The sequence below is a fragment of the Sphingopyxis sp. MC1 genome, from assembly GCF_000371385.1.
Classification (GTDB): Bacteria; Pseudomonadota; Alphaproteobacteria; order Sphingomonadales; family Sphingomonadaceae; genus Sphingopyxis; species Sphingopyxis terrae.
Window position 1 is genome coordinate 157,747 of the sequence record NZ_AOUN01000004.1, and the last position, 20,957, is coordinate 178,703.

18 protein-coding genes are annotated in these 20,957 nt (G+C 66.7%); 9 read left to right on the forward strand and 9 right to left on the reverse strand.

Going from position 1 to position 20,957, the window contains the following annotated elements; genetic code table 11:
- Nucleotides 1–41 precede the first annotated feature (41 nt).
- The 5 genes from EBMC1_RS07560 to ffh all read right to left on the reverse strand — a co-directional run bounded on the left by EBMC1_RS07560 (nucleotide 42) and on the right by ffh (nucleotide 4,317).
- Nucleotides 42–836, reverse strand: a complete 795-nt coding sequence (locus EBMC1_RS07560) for an outer membrane protein assembly factor BamD (protein WP_040589805.1) — start codon at nucleotides 834–836, stop codon at nucleotides 42–44.
- Nucleotides 837–932: 96 nt separating this feature from the next.
- Nucleotides 933–1,646, reverse strand: coding sequence for a peptidylprolyl isomerase (locus EBMC1_RS07565; RefSeq protein WP_003043024.1), 714 nt, complete (start codon nucleotides 1,644–1,646; stop codon nucleotides 933–935).
- Between the two features lie 84 nt (nucleotides 1,647–1,730).
- Nucleotides 1,731–2,240: a ribosome maturation factor RimM gene (gene rimM / locus EBMC1_RS07570; RefSeq protein WP_003043027.1), complete on the reverse strand. Its 510-nt coding sequence runs from the start codon at nucleotides 2,238–2,240 to the stop codon at nucleotides 1,731–1,733.
- A 4-nt stretch (nucleotides 2,241–2,244) separates the two neighbouring features.
- Entirely contained in the window at nucleotides 2,245–2,826 is a 582-nt protein-coding gene (gene rpsP / locus EBMC1_RS07575) for a 30S ribosomal protein S16 (RefSeq protein ID WP_003043030.1), read from the reverse strand.
- A gap of 45 nt (nucleotides 2,827–2,871) precedes the next feature.
- Nucleotides 2,872–4,317 (reverse strand): signal recognition particle protein, encoded by a 1,446-nt coding sequence (ffh, locus tag EBMC1_RS07580; protein ID WP_003043033.1) that lies wholly within the window; start codon nucleotides 4,315–4,317, stop codon nucleotides 2,872–2,874.
- Nucleotides 4,318–4,583: 266 nt separating this feature from the next.
- On the opposite strand from ffh, the gene EBMC1_RS07590 reads away from it, so the two are divergent.
- Genes EBMC1_RS07590 through EBMC1_RS07610 form a run of 5 tightly spaced genes read left to right on the forward strand, consistent with a single transcriptional unit; the run spans nucleotide 4,584 to nucleotide 9,959 of the window.
- A complete protein-coding gene (locus EBMC1_RS07590; RefSeq protein ID WP_003043036.1) occupies nucleotides 4,584–6,215 on the forward strand; it encodes a putative bifunctional diguanylate cyclase/phosphodiesterase in 1,632 nt (543 codons plus the stop codon).
- Nucleotides 6,216–6,266: 51 nt separating this feature from the next.
- Entirely contained in the window at nucleotides 6,267–7,073 is an 807-nt protein-coding gene (gene dapF, locus EBMC1_RS07595; protein ID WP_003043039.1) for a diaminopimelate epimerase, read from the forward strand.
- Nucleotides 7,070–8,368: a MiaB/RimO family radical SAM methylthiotransferase gene (locus EBMC1_RS07600; RefSeq protein ID WP_003043041.1), complete on the forward strand. Its 1,299-nt coding sequence runs from the start codon at nucleotides 7,070–7,072 to the stop codon at nucleotides 8,366–8,368. The genes dapF and EBMC1_RS07600 overlap by 4 nt, the downstream gene beginning before the upstream one ends.
- Nucleotides 8,365–9,291 carry a signal recognition particle-docking protein FtsY gene (ftsY, locus tag EBMC1_RS07605; RefSeq protein ID WP_003043042.1) on the forward strand — a complete coding sequence of 309 codons (927 nt, stop codon included), beginning with the start codon at nucleotides 8,365–8,367 and terminating at the stop codon, nucleotides 9,289–9,291. Before EBMC1_RS07600 ends, ftsY begins: the two co-directional genes overlap by 4 nt.
- On the forward strand, nucleotides 9,288–9,959 hold the full coding sequence (locus EBMC1_RS07610; protein WP_003043044.1) for an inner membrane-spanning protein YciB: 672 nt from the start codon (nucleotides 9,288–9,290) through the stop codon (nucleotides 9,957–9,959). The genes ftsY and EBMC1_RS07610 overlap by 4 nt, the downstream gene beginning before the upstream one ends.
- Before the next feature lie 28 nt (nucleotides 9,960–9,987).
- Here the strand turns inward: EBMC1_RS07610 and EBMC1_RS07615 are convergent, their stop codons facing one another.
- From EBMC1_RS07615 to EBMC1_RS18925, 4 genes are read right to left on the reverse strand one after another with little or no spacing between them, the layout of a single operon-like run.
- On the reverse strand, nucleotides 9,988–10,542 hold the full coding sequence (locus tag EBMC1_RS07615) for a gamma carbonic anhydrase family protein (RefSeq protein ID WP_003043046.1): 555 nt from the start codon (nucleotides 10,540–10,542) through the stop codon (nucleotides 9,988–9,990).
- Nucleotides 10,539–12,791: a fused MFS/spermidine synthase gene (locus EBMC1_RS07620; RefSeq protein ID WP_003043048.1), complete on the reverse strand. Its 2,253-nt coding sequence runs from the start codon at nucleotides 12,789–12,791 to the stop codon at nucleotides 10,539–10,541. Before EBMC1_RS07620 ends, EBMC1_RS07615 begins: the two co-directional genes overlap by 4 nt.
- Nucleotides 12,788–13,786, reverse strand: a complete 999-nt coding sequence (hemB, locus tag EBMC1_RS07625; protein ID WP_040589810.1) for a porphobilinogen synthase — start codon at nucleotides 13,784–13,786, stop codon at nucleotides 12,788–12,790. The genes EBMC1_RS07620 and hemB overlap by 4 nt, the downstream gene beginning before the upstream one ends.
- A 52-nt stretch (nucleotides 13,787–13,838) precedes the next feature.
- Nucleotides 13,839–15,395, reverse strand: a complete 1,557-nt coding sequence (locus EBMC1_RS18925; RefSeq protein WP_003043054.1) for a M23 family metallopeptidase — start codon at nucleotides 15,393–15,395, stop codon at nucleotides 13,839–13,841.
- Nucleotides 15,396–15,666: 271 nt separating this feature from the next.
- On the opposite strand from EBMC1_RS18925, the gene EBMC1_RS07635 reads away from it, so the two are divergent.
- The 4 genes from EBMC1_RS07635 to tldD all read left to right on the forward strand — a co-directional run bounded on the left by EBMC1_RS07635 (nucleotide 15,667) and on the right by tldD (nucleotide 20,837).
- Complete coding sequence (locus EBMC1_RS07635; protein WP_040589898.1) at nucleotides 15,667–18,483, forward strand: helicase-related protein; 2,817 nt, start codon at nucleotides 15,667–15,669, stop codon at nucleotides 18,481–18,483.
- Nucleotides 18,483–18,812 (forward strand): RNA-binding S4 domain-containing protein, encoded by a 330-nt coding sequence (locus EBMC1_RS07640; protein WP_003043057.1) that lies wholly within the window; start codon nucleotides 18,483–18,485, stop codon nucleotides 18,810–18,812. The genes EBMC1_RS07635 and EBMC1_RS07640 overlap by 1 nt, the downstream gene beginning before the upstream one ends.
- Before the next feature lie 81 nt (nucleotides 18,813–18,893).
- Nucleotides 18,894–19,232: a ferredoxin FdxA gene (gene fdxA, locus EBMC1_RS07645; RefSeq protein ID WP_003043060.1), complete on the forward strand. Its 339-nt coding sequence runs from the start codon at nucleotides 18,894–18,896 to the stop codon at nucleotides 19,230–19,232.
- A 162-nt stretch (nucleotides 19,233–19,394) separates the two neighbouring features.
- Nucleotides 19,395–20,837 (forward strand): metalloprotease TldD, encoded by a 1,443-nt coding sequence (gene tldD / locus EBMC1_RS07650; protein ID WP_040589899.1) that lies wholly within the window; start codon nucleotides 19,395–19,397, stop codon nucleotides 20,835–20,837.
- The last annotated feature ends 120 nt before the right edge of the window (nucleotides 20,838–20,957 follow it).

Below are 20,957 nucleotides of genomic sequence, written 5' to 3' on the forward strand. Positions count from 1 at the left end.
GCCTTACAATAGAACAAAGCGCGAATCTATCGCGCGATGCATCAGGCGCTGGGCGCGTGCTTTTCCATCAGCTTGTACGCGCGCTCGTACCATTTGCTGCCGGGATAATTGGCGCCGAGGACGGCCGCCGACTTCTTCGCCTCTTCGGGAACGCCGAGCGCGAGATAGCATTCGGTCAGTCGGAACAGCGCCTCGGGCGCGTGGCTGGTCGTCTGATATTTGTCGACGACTTCGCGGAAGCGGATCGAGGCCGCGAGCCAGTTCGAGCTGCGCTCGTAAAAGCGGCCGATTTCCATCTCCTTGCCGGCCAGATGGTCGCGAACAAGATCGAGCTTCAGCCGCGCATCGGCGGCGTAGCGGCTATCGGGATAGCGACGCACAATCTCGCCCAGCGCGGCCTGCGCCTGCTGCGTGATCTTCTGGTCGCGGGTCACGTCGCTGATCTGCTCATAATAGCTGAGCGCGATCAGATAATAGGCGTAAGGCGCATCCTTGTTGCCGGGGTGGATCGACAGGAAACGCTGCGCCGATTCGATCGACGGAGTATATTCGCGGTCCATATAATAGGAAAAGGCGCTCATCAGCTGCGCCCGGCGCGCCCAAGGCGAATAGGGGTGCTGGCGCTCGACCTCGTCGAACAGCGCCGCGGCAATCTTGTACTGGCCGCGGTCGAGACGATCCTGCGCGGCGCGATAGAGCGTATTCACGTCACGCGCGACGTAGCGCGTGTCCTTCTTGACCCCACCCCCGCCGGCGCAGGCCGCGAGCAGCGGCGAAATCACGAGGGCGGCGGCGATCAGGCGCACGGCGGCGCGAGAGGAAGGGCGCTGAGTCATGGGCGCGGTATAGCCACAGCGCAGATGAACGCAAAATAAATGATCATGTCTTTCGTCGGCTTCGCGAACCAAATCGTCCGGCGGCACTCTGGGGCGTCACGGCGCCGGAACCGCGGGCGCCTTCACCACGCAGCCCTTCGGCGCATCGGCAGGCGCCGGAACGCGGCGCGCCGACAGGATGGTCACGGCGGGATCGAGGATCTGGCCGCGCATCACCCCCTCGCCCGCGGTCTCGGAAACCGGCATCGCGAAGATTTTTTCCGCCACGTCGCGCCCCGAAGCAATCTCGCCGAATACCGCGAAACCCGCTCCATCGCCGCCGGGCGCGTCGGCGTCGAAGCCCTTGATGTCGGACAACAGCAAAAAGAAATCGGTCGTCGCATCGCCCGGGCGCAAATGCGCCATCACCAGCGCGCCGTCGCAATTGGTAAGGCCGGTTTTCGTCGTCGGCTCATGCGCGATCGGCGGAAAGTTGGTTCGCGGGTCGCCGCGGTTGCCCGCCTGGATCAGCTTGTTTCCTTCACCCCAGCTGCGCGTCGTGCGATAGAATTTGAACCCGTCCATCCGCTTGCTGTCGACATAGCGGAGGAAATTGGCGCTGGTGATCGGCGCCCGCTTGTCCTCCAGCCGAACGACGATCGTGCCTGCGTCGGTCTTGAGCGCGACATAAGGCCGCGTGTCGGGCGCCGCGACCTCGACCGGGGGCGTCACGGCCGCCGGAACGGGCGGCGGCGGCGGGGGCAGTTGCGTGGTCTGTGCCGGAACGGACTGCACCGCAAGGACGAGCGACAGGATCAGGGGAGCGAACATGGACCTTTCTGCGGACCTCTCTCTGGTTGGCGGGCGGTCAGGCTAGACGCCCCGGCAGCGAACGCCAAGCCCTTGCGCCGACGCCTATTCGACGAAGGCCGCCGCTACGGTCACGCCCTCAGCGTTCCAGGCAGGAACCGCCTGCGCGGTCATCGGCACCATGAAGCGCTTCGGCCTTTGCCCCGCTTCGGCCGGACGTTCGATTTCCAATATGTCGCCGGCGCCGAAATTCTCGACCGCCACGACATGACCGACGGCCTCGCCGTCGGTCGAAACGCAGGGCAGGCCGATCAGGTCGTGATGATAATATTCCCCCGGCGCGAGCGACGGCAGCGCCGAGCGCGGGACGGTCAGCACCGCACCGCGCAGCGCTTCGGCGGCGCTGCGATCGGCGATTTCGGCAAAGCTTGCCACCGCCCCCTGATTGGCGGGGCGTACCGATTTCAGCGTCAGCTTGCGGGCGCCGGCGTCGAAAACGGAAAAGGCGCGGAGAGCCTCCGCGCCTTCACCGAACAATTTGAGCCGCACCTCACCCCGGACCCCGTGCGCGCCGGCAATGGCGGCCAGGGTGACGGGACGATCGGCGGCGGCCAAGGGTTTAGCCTTCGGCCTTTTCTTCGCCGGCTTCGGCGACGGGGCCGCCTTCGGCAACTTCTTCGGCGATCGCAGCCGCGTCATCGGCGCTCGCGTCGGCCGGAACTTCCTCGGCAACCGCGTCGGCGACCGCTTCGGCGGTTTCTTCGCTCTTCACCGAGCCGGTCGCATCCGATTCAGCGGCTTCGGGAGCAGCTTCTTCGGCCGGAGCCGGAGCCGCAGCGGCGGCCGCCGCAGCTTCTTCGGCCTCGGCCAGCTTCGCGGCCTTTTCTTCGGCGCGTTCCTTGGCCTTCTCGCCCGGGACAGCCTTGTTCGGGTTGTTGCGGGCCGAACGTTCCTTCACGCCTGCGGCGTCGAGGAAGCGGGCGACGCGGTCGGTCGGCTGCGCGCCAACCGAAACCCAATGCTTCGCGCGTTCGGCGTCGAGCTTGACGCGGTCCGGATTATCCTTGCCGAGCAGCGGGTTGTAGCTGCCGATGCGTTCGATGAAACGGCCGTCGCGCGGGCTGCGCGAATCGGCAACGACGATCTTGTAATAGGGGCGCTTTTTCGAACCGCCGCGCGAAAGGCGAATGGTGGTAGCCATGATATTTTCCTTCTGACTTTCTAACTTTGACTTTGATTTTCCGGGTTATTTCTTCTTGTTCAGCAGATTGGCGAGATCGGGCGGAAGTCCGGCACCGCCAAGGCCGGGCAGTCCGCCGGCACCGCCGCCGCCGCCCATTCCGGGGATACCGCCGCCGCGGCCGAGGAGGGCGCCAAGGCCCTTGAGGCCGCCCATCTTGCGAATCTTCTTCATCGCGGTGGACATTTCCTGATGCATTTTCAGCACCTTGTTCACCTGTTGCACCGTGGTACCCGACCCGTTGGCAATGCGGATCTTGCGCTTCGCATTGATAATTTCGGGCTTCGCGCGTTCCTTTGGCGTCATCGAGCCCATGATCGCGTCGAAATGGACCAGCACCTTGTCGTCGGTGCCGCTCTGCGCCATCGCCGCCTGTGCTTTTTTCAGGCCGGGGATCATGCCCGCCAGCGCACCCAGTCCGCCCATGCGGCGCATCTGGTTCAATTGCGTGCGAAGATCGTCGAGGTCGAACTGACCCTTCGCCATCTTCTTCGCCATCGCCTCGGCCTCTTCGGCCTGAATCGTCTCGGCGGCGCGTTCGACGAGGCTGACGACGTCGCCCATGCCGAGGATGCGGCCCGCGATGCGCGAGGGCTGGAAGACTTCAAGACCGTCAAGCTTTTCGCCGGTGCCGGCGAATTTGATCGGCTTGCCGGTGACGGCGCGCATCGACAGCGCGGCGCCGCCGCGCGCATCGCCGTCCATACGGGTGAGCACGACGCCGGTCAGCGGCACCTGTTCGGTGAAGCGCTGCGCGACCTGCACCGCGTCCTGACCGGTCAGGCTGTCGACGACGAGCAGCGTTTCGGCCGGATTCGCCGTGCGCGACACCGCCTGCATCTCGTCCATCAATTGCTGATCGACGTGGAGGCGGCCCGCGGTATCGAGCATCAACACGTCGAAGCCCTGAAGCTTCGCCGCCTGCATGGCGCGCTGCGCAATCTCGACCGGCTGCTGCCCGGCGATGATCGGCAAGGTCGCGACGTCGATCTGGCTACCGAGGACGGCGAGCTGTTCCTGCGCGGCGGGACGATTGACGTCGAGCGACGCCATCAGCACCTTCTTGCGCTCCTTGTCCTTCAGCCGCTTCGCGATCTTCGCGGTCGTCGTCGTTTTGCCCGACCCCTGAAGGCCGACCATCATCACAACGGCGGGCGGCGTGACGGCAAGGTCGAGTTCGGCAGCTTCGGAGCCGAGCATTTCGGTCAGCGCGTCGCTGACGATCTTGACGACCTGCTGCCCCGGCGTGACCGAGCGCAGGACATTCTGACCGACCGCAAGTTCGGTGACCTGGTCGACGAAGCTGCGCACCACGGGCAGCGCGACGTCGGCTTCGAGCAGTGCGATGCGCACTTCGCGCATCGCCGCGCGCACGTCAGCCTCGGTCAGCGCACCGCGGCCGCGGAGCTTCCCGAAAACATCGCCAAGCCGATTGCTCAGACTGTCGAACATGCGCTTCCAAACCCTTCTCTCGATCCGCAACGCAAAACACGCCGGTGAGCGAAACCTCGCCAACCAGCGGCTATCCGTGGACAGAAATTCCGTCGCGGATGTCGATATGCCCACCCGAATCCAATGGGCGAACGGCGGCTCCTTAGGCGAGATCGCCCACAAAGGCAAGTCGGACCGCCCGCTGGCTTCGCGATCGCAACCAAGCGCCACTTAACGCAAATTTCACCGCTTTGCCGGCATATGCGGCGAATGGTGGGGACTATAGCATGAATTCGACGATGAAGCCGCGAAACCGTAGCGAGGACGCCCGACGCGACATGATCGCAGGGGGAATCGTCGTCGCCGCGATCGTGATGTTCGTCGGCACCGGCGGCAATGTGATGCAGGCGGTGGTGCAGACGCTGATCGGCATCGGCGGCGGGCCGGACAAGGTCTTGTCGGCGGCGCTGATCCTGAATGTTGCGCTGATCCTGTTCGGCTGGCGCCGTTACGAAGACCTCAACCGCGAGATTCGCGAGCGCACCGAGGCCGAACAGCGCGCGCGCTATCTGGCCGACACCGATCCGCTGACGGGCTTTCTGAACCGCCGCGCGCTGATCGTTGCGGGGCAGCAGCTCATCGCCAGCGCCGTGGCCGAAAAGCGCAACGTTGCCCTGTTCCTGCTCGACCTCGACCATTTCAAGACGGTCAACGACATCCACGGCCACGCCGCGGGCGACCGCGTGTTGCAGGTCGCGGCCGAGCGAATCACCGCCATCCTGCCGCCCAATGCGACCAAGGCGCGGCTCGGTGGCGACGAATTCGTAGCGATGATCCCGTTCGAGCCCGCCGCGCGCGCCAACATCGACGCGCTCGCCGCGGCACTGGTTTCGTCGCTCGAGGATTCGGTCGCCCACGATGCGCAGCATATCCGCATCGGCGCCTCGCTCGGCATCGCGCTTGCCAGCGACGCGAGCATGACGATGGAAACCATGATCCGCCAGGCCGACATCGCGATGTATCACTGCAAGGACGAGGGTCGGAACCGCTATTGCTGGTTCGAGCAGGGCATGGAAATGGCCGTCCAGGTCCGCAACCAGATCGAAAACGGCATCCGCGAAGGCATGCCGCGCGGCGAGTTCATTCCCTTTTTCGAACCGCAGGTCGACATCGCGACCGGCCGCCTTGTCGGCTTCGAAATGCTGATGCGCTGGGATTCGCCCGAATATGGTATGATCCCGCCCGAACGCTTCATCCCGATCGCCGAGGAAAGCGGGCTGATCGGCGAATTGTCCCTGCTGGTCATCCGCCGCGCGATGGAAATCGCCAAAGGCTGGGATCCGTCGATCATTCTCGCGGTCAATATTTCTCCGCAACAGCTCAAGGACCCCTGGTTCAGCCAGAAGCTCACCAAGCTGCTGGTCGAAACGGGCTACCCCGCCAGCCAGCTCGAGGTCGAGATTACCGAAAGCTCGCTGTTCGAAAATCTGCCGCTCGTCCGCTCGATCGTCACCAGCCTCAAGAATCAGGGCGTGTCGCTCAGCCTCGACGATTTCGGCACCGGCTATAGTTCCTTGTCGCACCTGCGTGCGCTGCCCTTCGACCGCATCAAGATCGACCGCAGCTTCGTCGCCGCGATGCGCGGCAGCCCCGATGCGCAGGCGATTGTGGTGGCAATTGTGCGCCTCGGCGAAAGCCTCGCCATGCCGATCACTGCCGAAGGCGTCGAAGACGAAGTAACCGCCATCGAACTGACGCGGCTCGGCTGCGCGAAGGGCCAAGGCTGGTTCTTCGGTCGCGCCGCGTCCGCCGACGACACGGCGCGCCTGCTTGCCGACCGCGGCCTGCTCCGCGCGCCCGCGCTGCCGCAAACGCCGCCGCCCGCCGGCGACGAGGAAGTGCTGCGCAAGACGGCCTGACGCCGCCACATCGCTAGACTTCGCCCGTCGGCGCCCTTACATGCGCGGACTATGGCGGACCGCTTCACCAAGATGCATGGCCTCGGCAACGACTTCGTCGTGATCGATGCGCGCGCGAACAGCGTCGAGATGACGCCGGCGCGGGCGCATGCGATTGCCGATCGCCGCCACGGCATCGGCTGCGACCAGCTTATCCTGCTCGAACCGTCGTCGAAGGCCGACGTCAAAATGCGTATCTTCAACGCCGATGGCAGCGAGGTCGAGGCGTGCGGCAATGCGACGCGCTGCGTCGCCACGCTGATCGGCAAGCCCGCAGTCATCGAAACGCTGGGCGGAATGCTGCGCGTGACCCCCGCCGACGGCGGCGCCGAAGTCGTGCTGGGTGAACCCGTCTTCGACTGGGAGCATATTCCGCTCGCCATGCCGATGGACACCCGCGACATGCCCGTCGCTTGGGACGAACTGGAACATGGCGCGGCGGTCAATGTCGGCAATCCGCACATCATTTTCTTCGTCCCCGAAGCCGATGCGGTCGCACTGGGCGACCTGGGCCCGCGGATCGAGACCGACCCCCTGTTTCCCGAGCGGGTCAACGTCAATGTCGCCAGCCTCGACGGCGAAAATCAGCTTCAGCTTCGCGTCTGGGAACGCGGCGTCGGGCTGACGCAGGCGTGCGGCACGGGCGCGTGCGCGACCGCGGTCGCCGCCATCCGCGCCGGCATCGTCAAATCGCCCGTCACCGTGTCGCTGCCCGGCGGCGATCTGGTGATCCGCTGGTCCCCCGGCGAGCCGATCGTGATGAGCGGCGCGGCGACCCGCGTGTTCGAGGGCGAGACCGACTGGGCGCAATTCGGATGAGCGTTGCCGAAGCCGACCGGGTCGAGGTCGTCAATTTCGGGTGCCGGCTGAACCTGGCCGAAGGCGAAGCGATCCGCGCCGCCGCGACGCGCGCCACAGCGCGCGACACGATCGTGTTCAACAGCTGCGCGGTGACCGACGAAGCGGTGCGCCAGACCCGCCAGGCCGTGCGGCGCGCGCTACGCGAGCGCCCCGACACTGCGGTGGTCGTTACCGGCTGCGCCGCCGAACTGGAGGCCGAGCGCTTTGCCGCAATGGGTGCGCGGGTGGTCGCCAACGATGCGAAGGGACTAACGGCAAGCTACCAAGTCGAAAACGGTGCTTCGACAAGCTCGGCACGAGCGGAGATGGATGACGGAGCTCCTCCGTCACCGTTCGCCCTGAGCCTGTCGAAGGGCCGTTCTTCCGTTCCCTACACCCCCGCCCTCTCCGGCGCCGACCACGCCCGCGCCTTTCTGGGCGTCCAGACCGGTTGTTCGCATAGCTGCACTTTCTGCGCGACGGTGCTGGCACGCGGAGCCGCCCGCTCGGCAACGGTCGAATCGATCCTGACAGCGGCCCGGACGGCGATAGACCGCGGCCAGCGCGAGATCGTGCTGACCGGGGTCGATCTTGCCAGCTATGGCGACGACAGCGGCACCAGCCTTGCTGCGCTGGTCGAAGCCTTGCTGCGCCTGCCCCTCGAACGGCTCCGCCTGTCGTCGCTCGATCCGCACCGCATCGACGCGGCGTTGTTCGCGCTGCTGACGCAGGAGGCGCGGATCATGCCGCACGTTCATCTCTCGCTGCAGGCGGGCGATGACATGGTGCTGACGCGGATGAAACGCCGCCACCGCCGCGCCGATGCCGTGCGGCTGGTCGAACGGCTGAAGACCGCGCGCCCGGCCATCGCGATCGGCGCCGACCTGATCGCGGGCTTTCCGACCGAGGACGCCGCCATGTTCGCGAACAGTCTGGCGCTGATCGACGATTGCGACATCGTTTTCGGTCACATCTTTCCCTACAGCGCGCGCAGCGGGACGCCCGCGGCTCGAATGCCGCAAGTCGGACGCGGCATGGCGCGCGAGCGGGCGGCGCGGCTGCGCGAGGCCAATGCGCGGCGGCGTCATGCCTGGCTGGACAGGCTGACGGGGTCGGCAACGACCATGTTGGTCGAGCGCGACGGCCGAACCGGCCATGCCGAAAACTTCGCCGCGCTGACATTGACCGCGCCCGCCGAACCGGGCGCCATCGTGCCGGTCCGGGCGGGCGCACGCGACGGCGACAGAATGATTGCGGAAAGGATATCGGGATGAGCGGACCGAGCTGGAGCGAGCGGCTGCTCGGCGGCTTTCGGCGCACGTCGGAACGGCTTGGCGAAAATCTCGCGGGACTGACGGGCAAGTCGCGCCTCGACGAAGACGACCTCGACCGGATCGAGGAAGCGCTGATTACCGCCGACCTTGGCCCCGGCATGGCGGCGCGTATCCGCGATCGCCTGTCCGAACGCCGCGACGTCGCAGCGAACGGCACCGACGAATTGCGCCGGGTCGTGGCCGAGGAGATTGCGGCGGTGCTGCGTCCGGTCGCCGAGCCGCTTGAAATCGATGCCTTCCCCCGCCCCCAGGTCATTTTGGTGATCGGGGTCAACGGATCGGGCAAGACCACGACCATCGCGAAGCTCGCGCATTTGTTCCAGGAACAGGATTATGGCGTGATGCTGGTCGCCGGCGATACCTTCCGTGCCGCCGCGATCGGCCAGCTCAAGGTCTGGGCCGAACGGCTGGGCGTGCCGATCGTCACCGGACCCGAGGGCGGCGACGCGGCGGGCATCGTGTTCGATGCGGTCAAGCAGGCGACCGCGACAGGCATCGACGTGCTGATCGTCGACACCGCCGGGCGGCTTCAGAACAAGCGCGAGCTGATGGACGAGCTTGCCAAGATCAAGCGCGTGCTCGGCCGCCTCAACCCCGCAGCACCGCACGACGTCGTGCTCGTTCTCGACGCAACCACCGGACAGAATGCGCTGTCGCAGATCGACGTGTTCCGTGACGTGGCGGGCGTGACCGGGCTCGTGATGACCAAGCTCGACGGCACCGCGCGCGGCGGCGTCCTCGTCGCTGCGGCCGAACGCCACGGCCTTCCCATCCACGCGATCGGCATCGGCGAAACGATCGACGATCTGCGCCCCTTCGACCCCGACGAGATCGCGGGCATCATTGCAGGAAATATCCGATGAGCGAACCGCTCGACCAGCTTCCCGGCGGCCCCGAACCCGTCCCCGCCGCGCCGCCCGCCAAGCATGGCTGGCTGAACTTCGCGATCGACTTCGGTCCGCTGCTCGTCTTTTTCCTGACCTACAAGTTCACCGCCGGCGGCCAGGGTGCCTTCGCCGCGACTACGGGCGCGATCAAGGGCACGATCGCCTTCATGGTCGCGATCCTCGTTGCGATGGGCATCTCGAAATGGAAGCTCGGGCGGATTTCGCCGATGCTGTGGATGTCGGGTATCCTCGTCATCGGGTTCGGCGCGCTGACGGTCTATCTTCACGATCCCAAATTCATCGTGATGAAGCCGACGATCATCTATGCGGTCTTTGCGCTGATGCTGCTCGGCGGCTGGTGGTTCAAGAAGCCGATGCTCAAATATCTGCTCCAGTCGGCGCTCGACGGGATGACCGAACGCGGCTGGCTGCTTCTGTCGCGCAACTGGGGCCTGTTCTTCGCCGCGCTCGGCATCGCGAACCATGTGATGTACGTGCTGATCGAAGCCGGGCGGATGAGTTTCGATACTTGGCTGACGATCAAGGTCTGGGGCGTGACCGCGCTGTCCTTCCTCTTCACGCTGACGCAGGTGCCGGTGATGCTGAAGAACGGGCTGGCGGTTCCGGACGGCGAAGCGAAATAGGCGTCGGCTTTGAGGCCAGAGGCGGTAATCAGCCGTCGATCGCCGCCTTGTGCATCCGTCCGTTGAGGACATAGTGGGCAACGCCCATCTGCATTCCCGCCGCCTGCGCGTCGCCGATCTCGCGCACCCGGCGCGCCGGCGACCCGGCCCATAGTTCGCGGTCGGGAATCTCCTTGTTCTCGGTCAGCAGCGCGCCTGCGGCGAGCATCGCGTCGCTGCCGATGCGGCAACCGTTCATCACCGTCGCCTTCAGTCCGACGAAGGCGCGGTCGGCGAGTGTGCAACCATGCACCATCGCCATATGGCCGATCAGCACATCGTCGCCGATGATCGTCGGATACCCTTCGGGACGGCCCGGCATCGGGCCGTCGCAATGCACGACGCTGCCGTCCTGGATGTTCGACCGCGCGCCAACGACGATGCGGCTGACGTCGGCACGCAGCACGCAATTATACCAGATGCTGACGTCGGGGCCGATCGTCACGTCGCCGATGATCCGGCAACCCGGCGCAATGAAGGCGCTCGGATCGATTTGCGGCGACTTGCCGTTGACGCTGATGATGCTGACGTCGGTGTAGGTCATTCATGTTTCCCGATCAGATTGCCCCAGAGAAGTATCGGCAGCGTGGACGCATAATCATCAGTCCAGCGCTGAAACCTCGCCTCGCCACGCAGCGCGACCCAGGCGTCGTTCGCGGCGGCATTCTGACGGGGGCGGAGGCCATGCGTCAACTGGGCCAGGCGGGCAGGCGTCGCCGTCAGCGCCACCCAGTTCGATCCGGTGAGATCACCGAACTCGCTGTCCTCCGGTCCCGGGTCGAGCCGGATCGCCGCGCTCCACCCGCGCCCTCGCGCCTCGGCGGCAAGCACGGGTTCCAGATCGAAGAAACGGTTCGAGATATGGACGAGCAGGATACCGCCGGGGCGCAGCGCGCGCGTATAGGCGTCGAACGCTTCACGCGTCAGCAGATGCAGCGGGATCGCGTCCGACGAAAAGGCATCGATGACCAGCACATCGAAGCGCGCCGGCGGCAGCTTCGCGATCTGCAAGCGCGCGTCGCCGATCACGATCGGCGTATCGGCGGCGCAGCGCGACAGGAAGGTGAATTTGGTGGGGTCGCGCGCGATATCGGCCATGACCGGGTCGATTTCGAAGATCGTCCAGTGCTGCCCGGCTTTGCGATAGCAGGACAAGGTGCCCGTCCCCAGGCCGACAATGCCGACGGCGGCATCCGGCCCGGCGAGTTCGGGCAGCCTGTCGAGCGTCAGGCCGACCCCCGACTGATGGCCATAATAGGTAGTCGGATCGAGTTCGTGGCCGGGCGTCGTGCGCTGGAGCCCGTGCAGCGTCGTGCCATGCGCAAGCCGCCGCTGCTGATGATAGCGATCGTCGGTGACGGTATAGATACCGAAATAGCTGCGCACCCGCATCCCGTCGCGCCCCTTTTCGAGCGTCTGGACGCCCCCGAATCCGAGCATCAAGAGGAAGAGCACGGCAACATAGGCCCAGCGCCAGCGAATGACGAGCAGACCGACCGCCACGATGATCGCCGCCCAGACGACATGCGCGCCGTGCAGCGTCCCGTCCCAGGTCGCCACAAGCTTCCACGATGCGAAGGCCGCAATCGCGACCAGTGCGGCGACGACGGGTAGCGGGCGGCGCAGTCCCAGCCATTTTTCCCACGGCAGCAGCGCAGGCAACGGCAAAAGCATCGCCGCGGCAAGCACCAGCACCGGATGCTCATAGACCCAGTTGAAGACGAGCGGCGCCACCAGCGCCGCGAAGGCGCCGCCAAGGACGCCCCCCGCCGACATGATGAGATAGAACAGGGTCAGATACCGCGGTCCCGGCCGCAGGAAATAGAGATAGCCGTGGAGCGCGGTCGCGACGACGAACAGCATGACGAGGCTCGCCAGCGCGACGAGCATCGTTCCGCCGCCCGTCCCGAGCAGCGCTTGCCCGCCGACGAGCAGCAGCAGCGCCGGGGCGATTGTCACGATGACGTTGGTCAGCGACGTCCAGCTGGAAAAGGCGAGCACGAAGCTGAGCAGATAGAGCCCGAGCGGCAACACCCAGAGCAAAGGCATCGCGACGATATCGGTCGTAAGATGCGTGGTCGTCGACAGCATCAGGCCCGACGGAACGGCGGCGATCAACAGCCAATGGAGCTGTCGCCGCCAGTCCGGCCTGGCTTCGTCGCCGACCGTGTCCGGCGATTGGGCGTTTTCCGGGCCGCGCCCCCAGCGCGCCGCGGCGGCGGCCGCAACCAGCATGAACAGCAGAACATAGCCCAGCGTCCAGCCGATGCTCTGTTTCGCGAGCGGCAACAGCGGTTCGACGAGCGCGGGATAGCTGATCAGCCCGGCGAAGCTGCCCAGATTCGAGGCCGCATAGAGGAAATAGGGATCGCCGGCGCGCGGATCGGCGGCGAACCAGCGCTGCATCAACGGCGCCTGCGCCGAAACCGCGAAGAAGACCGGTCCGATCGAGGCAAAGAGCAGGAGCGGTACCCACAACGCCTCCTGCCCCGGTGCCGGCGGTGCGATCCGCGCAAGACCGACCGGCAGCCACAGCGCCGCAACCAGCAGCAGACCGAGATGGATCATCGCCTGCCGCCGCACCGCGAAACGCCCGAGCCAATGCGCATAGGCATAGCCGCCAAGGAGCAGCGCCTGATAGACGAGCATCGCGCTGTTCCACACCGCCGGCGCCCCGCCGAGCCGCGGCAACACCATGCGTGCGACCATCGGCTGAACGAGGAAGAGCAGGAAACTGCCGACCAATATGGTCAGAACGAACAGGGGCCGACGCGGCGAAGCGGAAGCGATCATGCAGTGAGCAGCCTCGCCGCGTGCAGCGCGTGATAGCTCAGAACCCCCGACGCGCCGGCGCGGCGGAAGGCAAGCAGGGTTTCAAGGACGAGCGCGTCGCGGTCGCCCGCACCTGCCGCGGCGGCCGCCTCGATCATCGCATATTCGCCCGACACCTGATAGGCATAGACCGGCACCGCGAAAGCGTCCTTCACCGCGCGCACCACGTCGAGATAGGGCAGGCCCGGCTTGACCATCACGCTGTCGGCACCCTCAGCCAGATCCTGTTCGACCTCGCGCAGCGCCTCTTCGACGTTGGCGGGGTCCATCTGATAGGTTTTCTTGTCGCCCTTCAGCAACCCGCGCGAGCCGACCGCATCGCGGAAGGGCCCATAGAAGGCCGACGCATATTTGGCGGCATAGCTCATGATCTGGACATGGCCGAAGCCCTCGATCTCCAGCGCTTCGCGGATCGCACCGATGCGTCCGTCCATCATGTCGCTGGGCGCGATGATGTCCGCGCCCGCGCGCGCCTGGTTGAGCGCCTGGCCGACCAGCACCTCGACCGTTTCCTCGTTGAGGACATAGCCTGCCGCGTCGATCAGCCCGTCCTGCCCGTGGCTGGTGTAGGGATCGAGCGCGACGTCGGTCAGCACGCCGATCGCATCGCCGAGCGCGTCCTTGATCGCCGCGGTCGCGCGGCACATCAGATTATCGGGATTGAGCGCTTCGGCGCCGTCCTCGCTGCGCCGGTCGGGCTGCGTATAGGGAAAGAGGGCAAGACAGGGGATACCCGCGTCGACCGCATCGCGCGCGCGCGCGACGAGCAGGTCGACCGACCATCGCGACACGCCGGGCAGGCTGGCGATCGGTTCTTCGACGCCGTCGCCCGGACAGACGAATAGCGGCCAGATCAGATTGGCGGGGGTCAGCTGCGTCTCGCGCACCATCGCGCGGCTCCAGGCGGTTCGGCGGGTGCGGCGCAGGCGCAGGTCGGGGAAAGCGGCGTGAGTCATGCCCGTGTGCATAGCGGCGCTTGGCCGCCGGGCAAATGGATATTGGCCGCCGTCAGATTCCTTCGCCGGCCCGCTTCGATGCGGTGTCGGCGAGCGAACCGAGCTTGGGCCCTTCGGCGGGCCGGGTGGCGACCGGCGTCAGCGCGGCGCCGACCGAGACCGAGGTGAGTTGGCGGATGCGGGCACGGAAGTCGGCGAGCGCCTTGCCTTCAAGTTGAGCGCGCGTCACGAAGCTGACCGACAGCGGGTTCACGGCGACGCCGTTGCGATAGACTTCATAGTGAAGATGCGGGCCGGTCGACAGGCCGCTCGACCCGATATAGCCGATCACCTGGCCGCGATTGACATGTTGACCGGGGCGCACCGCGATGCGGCTCATATGGCCGTAACCGGTGCCGAGACCGGCGCCATGGTTCAGTTTCACATAATTGCCGAAACCGCCGGTCCGCCCCGCGATCGTCACCACGCCGTCGCTGACCGCATAGATGGGCGCGCCGTAGCCGCCGCCGAAATCGACGCCGCTGTGCATGCGCGTATAGCCGAGGATCGGGTGGCGGCGCATGCCGAAGGTCGATGTGATGCGGCCGTTCGTTGGACGGACCATGCCGCCGCGCTGCTGCCCGATGCCCGACGCTTCATACCATTGGGTGCGGCCGTCGACCGTCCATTCGATCATCGACAGTTTCGGCTTTCCGCCGCGCACCAGCCCGGCATAGAGCAGCTTGCCCGTCTCGCTCTCGCCCGTTTCGGCGCGGCGATGGTCGAGGATGATGTCGAATTCGTCCGACGCGCGAATATCGCTGCCGACCGAAATCTGGCGGCTGATCACGCGCAGATAGGATTGGATCGCCTCGGGCGGTGCGCCGGCGGCGCGCGCCGAGCGATAGAGGCTGTCGCCGACCCGGCCGCGGATGCGCAGCGGCGTATTGTCGACCGCGATCGGGATGCGGCGCATCACCAGTCGGCCGTCGATGCGTTCCATCTCGATCCGCAGGTCGAAGCGCGCCCGCATCGCGAGTGCATCGACCGGGCGCGGCATCGTGCGCGCGGCGCGGCGGCCGAGGATCAGGTCGATCCGCGTTCCCGCGGCAATATCGGACAGCGGCACGGCGCCCGCGACCTGGCTGGCGATCGCCTGCGCATCGGGGCTGCCGACGCCCGAGCGTTCGAGCACGCGGGCGAAGCTGTCGCCCTGCCCCAGCGTCGCGGTGAGTTCGATCTGCGGCCGTTCGGGCGTCTGGGCCAGCGGGCGTACCGCGTCGGTCGCCGCCATATGGCGCCCGGTGTCGCCGCCATAGGCGATCGGCACGATCATCTGCGCGCGCGCTTCGTTGAAGTCCGATGCGTCGAGCGCCGGAGCGCCGCCGATCTCGAGCGGTTTCAGCCCCGGAAAGGTCGATATGGCCGTGCCGCACAGCAAGGTGAGCGTGGCCAGCCCGCGCCACCATTCCGCCGATCCGATATTGTCGCCAAGGTCGGGGACAAGATCGATATGCGCGAAACGGTCGCGCAGCGCGTCGATCCAGGACAGCGCGCGGGGTGATTCGTCGGCGGCACGGCGCAGCGAAATCGCCTGCGACATCGACAGGGTCGCGGCATTGCCCGACATACCCGCGATGGGTTCGTGACGCTGAAACAAATCGCAACCCCCGCTCGACGGGCCCCCAAAGCCCGGCCGTCGATGATGTTTTCGACCCGAGGTCTGTAAACAAAGGCCGTTAAAGTCAATTTAACGGCCACGCGAACGCGCGGGCTTGCGGCCAGTCGTGGCACGTGCGGGTTATGATGTGCCGCGATCGGGAAATCGCCCGGATCGCTCCGCCTTCGTCGATCCGCTGTTGCGCCGCCGCGCCGCCCGTGCCAGCGTTGCATCCAAGAAAATGCCGTCCCACTCCTCCCACCCGGTCAAGGCTGTCCTTGGCCCCACCAACACCGGCAAAACCCATTTGGCGGTCGAGCGCCTGACGGCGCATGCCAGCGGGATGATCGGCTTTCCGCTGCGCCTGCTGGCGCGCGAGGTCTATGACCGGGTCGTCGCCATCAAAGGGCCCGCGCAGGTCGCCCTCGTCACCGGCGAGGAACGCATCTGGCCTGCCGAAGCGCGCTATGTGCTGGGAACGATGGAGGCGCTGCCGGTCGACCGCGACGTCGCCTTCGTCGGCATCGACGAGGCGCAGCTCGGCGCCGACCCCGAGCGCGGCCATGTCTTTACCGACCGCGTGCTGCGCGCGCGCGGCCGCGAAGAGACGATGATCCTTGGTTCGGCGAGCATCAAGGGGCTGGTGCGCGATCTGGTTCCCGAAATCGACGTCATCAGCCGGCCGCGCTTTTCGACGCTGAGCTATGCCGGCGCAGCAAAGCTGTCGCGCCTGCCGAAACGATCGGCGATCGTCGCCTTCTCGGCCGAGGAGGTTTATGCGATCGCCGAGATGTTGCGCCGCTTTTCAGGCGGCGCGGCGGTGGTCATGGGGGCGCTCAGCCCCAAGACGCGCAACGCGCAGGTCGCAATGTTCGAAGCGGGCGAGGTCGATTATCTCGTCGCTACCGACGCGATCGGCATGGGGCTGAACCTCGACGTCCAGCATGTCGCTTTCGCGAGCCTGCAGAAATTCGACGGCCGCCGGGTCCGCCGCCTGACCATATCGGAAATGGCGCAGATCGCCGGACGCGCAGGGCGGCACCAGCAGGACGGCAGTTTCGGTACCGTCGGCCAGCCGCAGGGCGGCTTCACGCCAGAGGAAATCGCCGCGATCGAAGGCCATCATTTCCCGCCGCTGACCAGCCTGTTCTGGCGCAATCCGGCGCCGCGTTTCGATACGCTCGACACGCTGATCGCCGACCTTGCGCGGCCGCCCGAGCACAAGGCGCTGCGCCCGGCCCCCGAAGCCGTCGATATTGCGGTGCTCAAGCATCTGGCGGGCGACATGGAGGTGCGCGCACGCGCCGACGAAGCCGCCGCGGTGCAGCGCCTGTGGGACGTGTGCGGCCTCCCCGATTTCGAACAGCTCGGCCCCGAACATCATAGCCGCACCGTCCTCAAGCTGTGGCAATGGCGCACAAGCGGCAACGGGATGATCGACCCCGACTGGTTCGCGCGCCGCCTCGCCCGGCTCGACCAGGTCGACGGCGATATCGACCAGCTCGCAAGCCGCATCGCCGCGGTCCGCACATTATGCTTTATCGCCCAGCGCGGCGACTGGATCGAAGGCGGCGCCGGATGGACCGAGCGCACGCAGGACCTCGAATCGCGATTGTCCGACGCGCTGCATGCGGCGCTCGCACAGCGTTTCGTCGATCGCCGCCTGGCGCTGCTGATCCGCGATGCGGGGCAGCGCCACGCCGCGCTGCCGGTCGCGGTCGGCCCCGACGGCACCGTCGCCGTCGACGGCGAAGCGATCGGGACGCTCAAAGGCTTTCAGTTCAAGGTCGATCCCGGCGCGCGCGCCAGCGATCACCGCCTGTTACTCGCCGCCGCCGAGAAGCATCTGCGCGCCGAACTCGCCCGCCGCGCCGCGCTGCTTGCGAGCGGCGAAGACAAGGCGATCGAACTGGTCAGCGAAGCCGGCGCGCCGCCGCGGCTCGCCTGGCACGGCCAGACGATCGCGACACTCGCGCGCGGCCCGACGCTTGTACAGCCGGCAATCCAGACCGACCCGTCGCTTCGGCGGCTCGAACCGCAGCAGGTGCAAGCGATCGCCGAGCGGTTGCAGATTTTCGTCGCCGAACAGCTCGCGCGCCATGCCGCGCCGCTGGCCGCGATGGGCGAAGCGGCGGGCGACCTGTTCACCCCGCCGCACGTCCGCGCGCTGCTCGCCGCGCTCGTCGATGGCGGCGGCATGGCGCCGCGCGCGCAGGTCGAGGCGCAATTGGGCGCGATGAGCGCCGACGAACGCCCCTATCTGCGCAAGCTCGGCCTGACTGTCGGGTCGCTCGACCTTTTTCACCACCAGCTTCTCAAGCCCGAAGCCGTGCGCTGGCGCGCCGCGCTGCTTGCGGCGCAACAAGGAAGCGCGCCGATCCCGGCGCTGCCGCCGCAGGGCGCGGTGCTGCAAAAGAGCGGCCATCACGGCGGGCTGCGCATCGCAGGTTTCCGCCGCTGCGCCTCGGGATGGCTGCGCATCGACATGGCCGAAAAACTGGCGCGCCAGGCCCATGCCGCGCGCCTGAAGGCCGCACATCCGCCGACCGAGCCCGTCGCGGGTGCGGCCGAACATCATGCCGACCATCCTGACGGCGCCGACGAGGGTCAGGGGGTTTCGGCCGCGCCGCCGCCCGGCTTCATCATCGATCCGGCGCTCGCCACCTCGCTCGGGCTTGACGAGGAAACGCGCCGCGCGCTGCTGCAGGCGTTCGGTTTTCGCAGCGTCGGCGACCCCGCGCTCCAGCGCTGGCGCTGGTCGGGGCTGAAGGCCGCCGACAAGCGCAAACGCCGCAAGCACAAGGCGGGCGACAAACGGCCTGAAACAAAGGCCACAACCTCGACCGATGGACACCCGGCACGGCACCGAGCCAAGCCGGGCAAGACCGGCAAGCCGAACACGGCAAAGGGTCAGCGGCCGCAGGGGCAGCAGCAGAGCAAAGGCGAGGCGCGGCCACCGCGAACCGACCGTCCCGACCGCCCGGTCCGGCGCGGCCCGTCGCCGAACAGCCCCTTCGCCGGGTTGGCCGCGTTGATGGCAGAGGCGCGCAAGGACTGATGGCAAGCCCCGGCGCAGCAGGCAGCATCCGGCTCGACAAGCTGCTCTGGTATCTGCGCTTTGCGCGTTCGCGCAGCATCGCGCAGGCGATGGTCGCGGCGGGGCATATCCGCCTCGACGGCCGCCGCGTCAGCCGCGCGTCGGTCGCGGTCCATCCCGGCGCGACGATCGTGCTGCCGGTCGGCGAACGCATCGAAGTGATCCGCCTCCTGACCCTGCCGCCACGCCGCGGTCCCGCGCCCGAAGCGCAGGCCTGTTACGAACGACTGACCTCTGCGCCGGCCTCTCCGGGAAATGAGAGTGATTCGCAACTGGCGGCGGACCATTGACGCATCGCCGCCACGCGGCATAGGAGGCGGGGAATCGCAACAAGGGGCGGCAGCAATCCGCCACGAAGGGAGCCCTTACCCATGACCTATGTCGTCACCGACGCCTGCATCCGCTGCAAATATATGGATTGCGTCGAGGTTTGCCCCGTGGACTGCTTCTATGAGGGCGAGAATATGCTCGTCATCAACCCCAATGAATGCATCGATTGCGGCGTGTGCGAACCCGAATGCCCCGCCGAGGCGATTCTGCCCGATACCGAGAGCGGCCTTGAAAAATGGCTGGAAGTGAACAGCAAGTTCAGCGCCGAATGGCCGAACATCACGACCAAGAAGGACAGCCCCGCCGACGCCGACGAATATAAGGGCGTCGACGACAAATATGAAAAATTCTTCTCGCCCGAACCGGGCGAAGGCGACTGAGACCAGGGACAGGGCGGGATTTTCCCGCCCTTTTCTTTTGCAGTTGCCGCCGCTGAAACGCGGAGCGCTGCAAGGCACCGCGCCACGCCTGCCGGTGCGGCGCCGGGCGCGGCGATACCGAACGGGCTTTGCGCGATGGCGATGCGCGCCTATATTATGCGCATGACAAGCCCCACCGATCCCCGCCGCTTCCTCTACCGCGCCGATGCGCTCGACCCCGATCTGGCGCAGAAACTCGCGCGCGAGGCACTGGCGAAGGCCGACGATGGCGAGCTTTATCTGCAATATCGCGCGACCGAGAGCTTCGGCTTCGACGACGGGCGTCTGAAGACCGCCGATTATTCGACCGACGCCGGCTTCGGGCTGCGCGCCGTGGCGGGCGAGATGACGGGCTTTGCGCATGCCAGCGACGTCAGCGCCGGCGCGATCCGTCGCGCCGCCGAAACGCTGGCGTTGCTCGATCCCGCGAAACAGGCACCCGCCGGCCCGCCGCCGCGCACCAACCGCCACCTCTATGACGAGGCGAACCCCCTCGACCTCGTCCCCTTCGCGAAGAAGGTCGAGCTCTGCCAGAAGATCGACGCCGCTGCGCGCGCGCGCGATCCGCGCATCGTGCAGGTGTCGGTCGCGCTCGCAGGTAGCTGGTCGGTGGTCGAAATCGTCCGCGCCGACGGCTTCCTCGCAACCGACATCCGCCCGCTCGTCCGCCTCAACGTCTCGATCGTCGTCGAAGAAAATGGACGGCGCGAGAGCGGCTATTTCGGCCTCGGCGGCCGTTATATGTACGATCACCTCTTCGAAGAGGCGCAGTGGAACCGCGCGATCGACGAGGCGCTGAATCAGGCGCTCGTCAATCTGCGCGCGGTCGATGCCCCCGCCGGCGAATTTACCGTGCTGCTCGGCCCCGGCTGGCCGGGCGTGCTGCTCCATGAAGCGGTCGGGCATGGGCTCGAGGGCGATTTCAACCGCAAGGGCACCAGCGCCTTTTCGGGCCGGATCGGGGAACGCGTCGCGGCGGCGGGCGTCACCGTGGTCGACGACGGCGCGATGGAAAGCCCGGTCGGCGGCGGTCGCCGCGGTTCGCTCAGCATCGACGACGAGGGTACGCCTACGGGCGAGACCGTGCTAATCGAGGACGGCATCCTCAAGGGCTATATGCAGGACCGCCTCAATGCGCGGCTGATGGGGGTCGAACCGACCGGTAATGGTCGCCGCGAAAGCTTTGCGCACGCGCCGATGCCGCGGATGACCAACACCTTCATGCGGGGTGGTAACGACGATCCCGCCGAGTTGCTGAGCCGCGTCAAGAACGGCATCTTCGCCAAGAGCTTCGGCGGCGGACAGGTGGACATCGTGTCGGGCAAGTTCGTGTTCAGCTGCACCGAAGCCTACAAGATCGAGAACGGCAAGATCGGGGACTCGATCAAGGGCGCGACCCTGATCGGCGACGGGCCGAGCGTGCTGACCAAAGTCAGCGGCATCGGCAACGACATGGCGATCGACGAAGGCATCGGCATCTGCGGCAAGGGGGGGCAGAGCGTCCCCGCGGGCGTCGGCCAGCCGACGCTGCTGGTGAACGGTCTGACGGTCGGCGGGACAGCCTGACAATCGCGTCATCGCGAAGGGCGAAGTGACGAAGCAATCTCAAGCGCCCGGCCTTGCGCTACGGCGATGACTCGAGATTGCTTTGCTTCGCTCGCAATGACGAAGACTGTGACAGCCCTC

Coding starts and splice junctions, on each gene's coding strand:
- EBMC1_RS07610 (WP_003043044.1), top strand. CDS start 9,288: ATGAGCGAACCGCTCGACCAGCTTCCCGGCGGCCCCGAACCCGTCCCC.
- ffh (WP_003043033.1), bottom strand. CDS start 4,317: ATGTTCGACAGTCTGAGCAATCGGCTTGGCGATGTTTTCGGGAAGCTC.
- EBMC1_RS07640 (WP_003043057.1), top strand. CDS start 18,483: ATGGCAAGCCCCGGCGCAGCAGGCAGCATCCGGCTCGACAAGCTGCTC.
- EBMC1_RS18925 (WP_003043054.1), bottom strand. CDS start 15,395: ATGTCGGGCAATGCCGCGACCCTGTCGATGTCGCAGGCGATTTCGCTG.
- EBMC1_RS07560 (WP_040589805.1), bottom strand. CDS start 836: ATGACTCAGCGCCCTTCCTCTCGCGCCGCCGTGCGCCTGATCGCCGCC.
- EBMC1_RS07620 (WP_003043048.1), bottom strand. CDS start 12,791: ATGATCGCTTCCGCTTCGCCGCGTCGGCCCCTGTTCGTTCTGACCATA.
- EBMC1_RS07615 (WP_003043046.1), bottom strand. CDS start 10,542: ATGACCTACACCGACGTCAGCATCATCAGCGTCAACGGCAAGTCGCCG.
- dapF (WP_003043039.1), top strand. CDS start 6,267: ATGGCGGACCGCTTCACCAAGATGCATGGCCTCGGCAACGACTTCGTC.
- EBMC1_RS07565 (WP_003043024.1), bottom strand. CDS start 1,646: ATGTTCGCTCCCCTGATCCTGTCGCTCGTCCTTGCGGTGCAGTCCGTT.
- EBMC1_RS07600 (WP_003043041.1), top strand. CDS start 7,070: ATGAGCGTTGCCGAAGCCGACCGGGTCGAGGTCGTCAATTTCGGGTGC.
- tldD (WP_040589899.1), top strand. CDS start 19,395: ATGACAAGCCCCACCGATCCCCGCCGCTTCCTCTACCGCGCCGATGCG.
- hemB (WP_040589810.1), bottom strand. CDS start 13,786: ATGACTCACGCCGCTTTCCCCGACCTGCGCCTGCGCCGCACCCGCCGA.
- EBMC1_RS07635 (WP_040589898.1), top strand. CDS start 15,667: ATGCCGTCCCACTCCTCCCACCCGGTCAAGGCTGTCCTTGGCCCCACC.
- fdxA (WP_003043060.1), top strand. CDS start 18,894: ATGACCTATGTCGTCACCGACGCCTGCATCCGCTGCAAATATATGGAT.
- ftsY (WP_003043042.1), top strand. CDS start 8,365: ATGAGCGGACCGAGCTGGAGCGAGCGGCTGCTCGGCGGCTTTCGGCGC.
- EBMC1_RS07590 (WP_003043036.1), top strand. CDS start 4,584: ATGAATTCGACGATGAAGCCGCGAAACCGTAGCGAGGACGCCCGACGC.
- rpsP (WP_003043030.1), bottom strand. CDS start 2,826: ATGGCTACCACCATTCGCCTTTCGCGCGGCGGTTCGAAAAAGCGCCCC.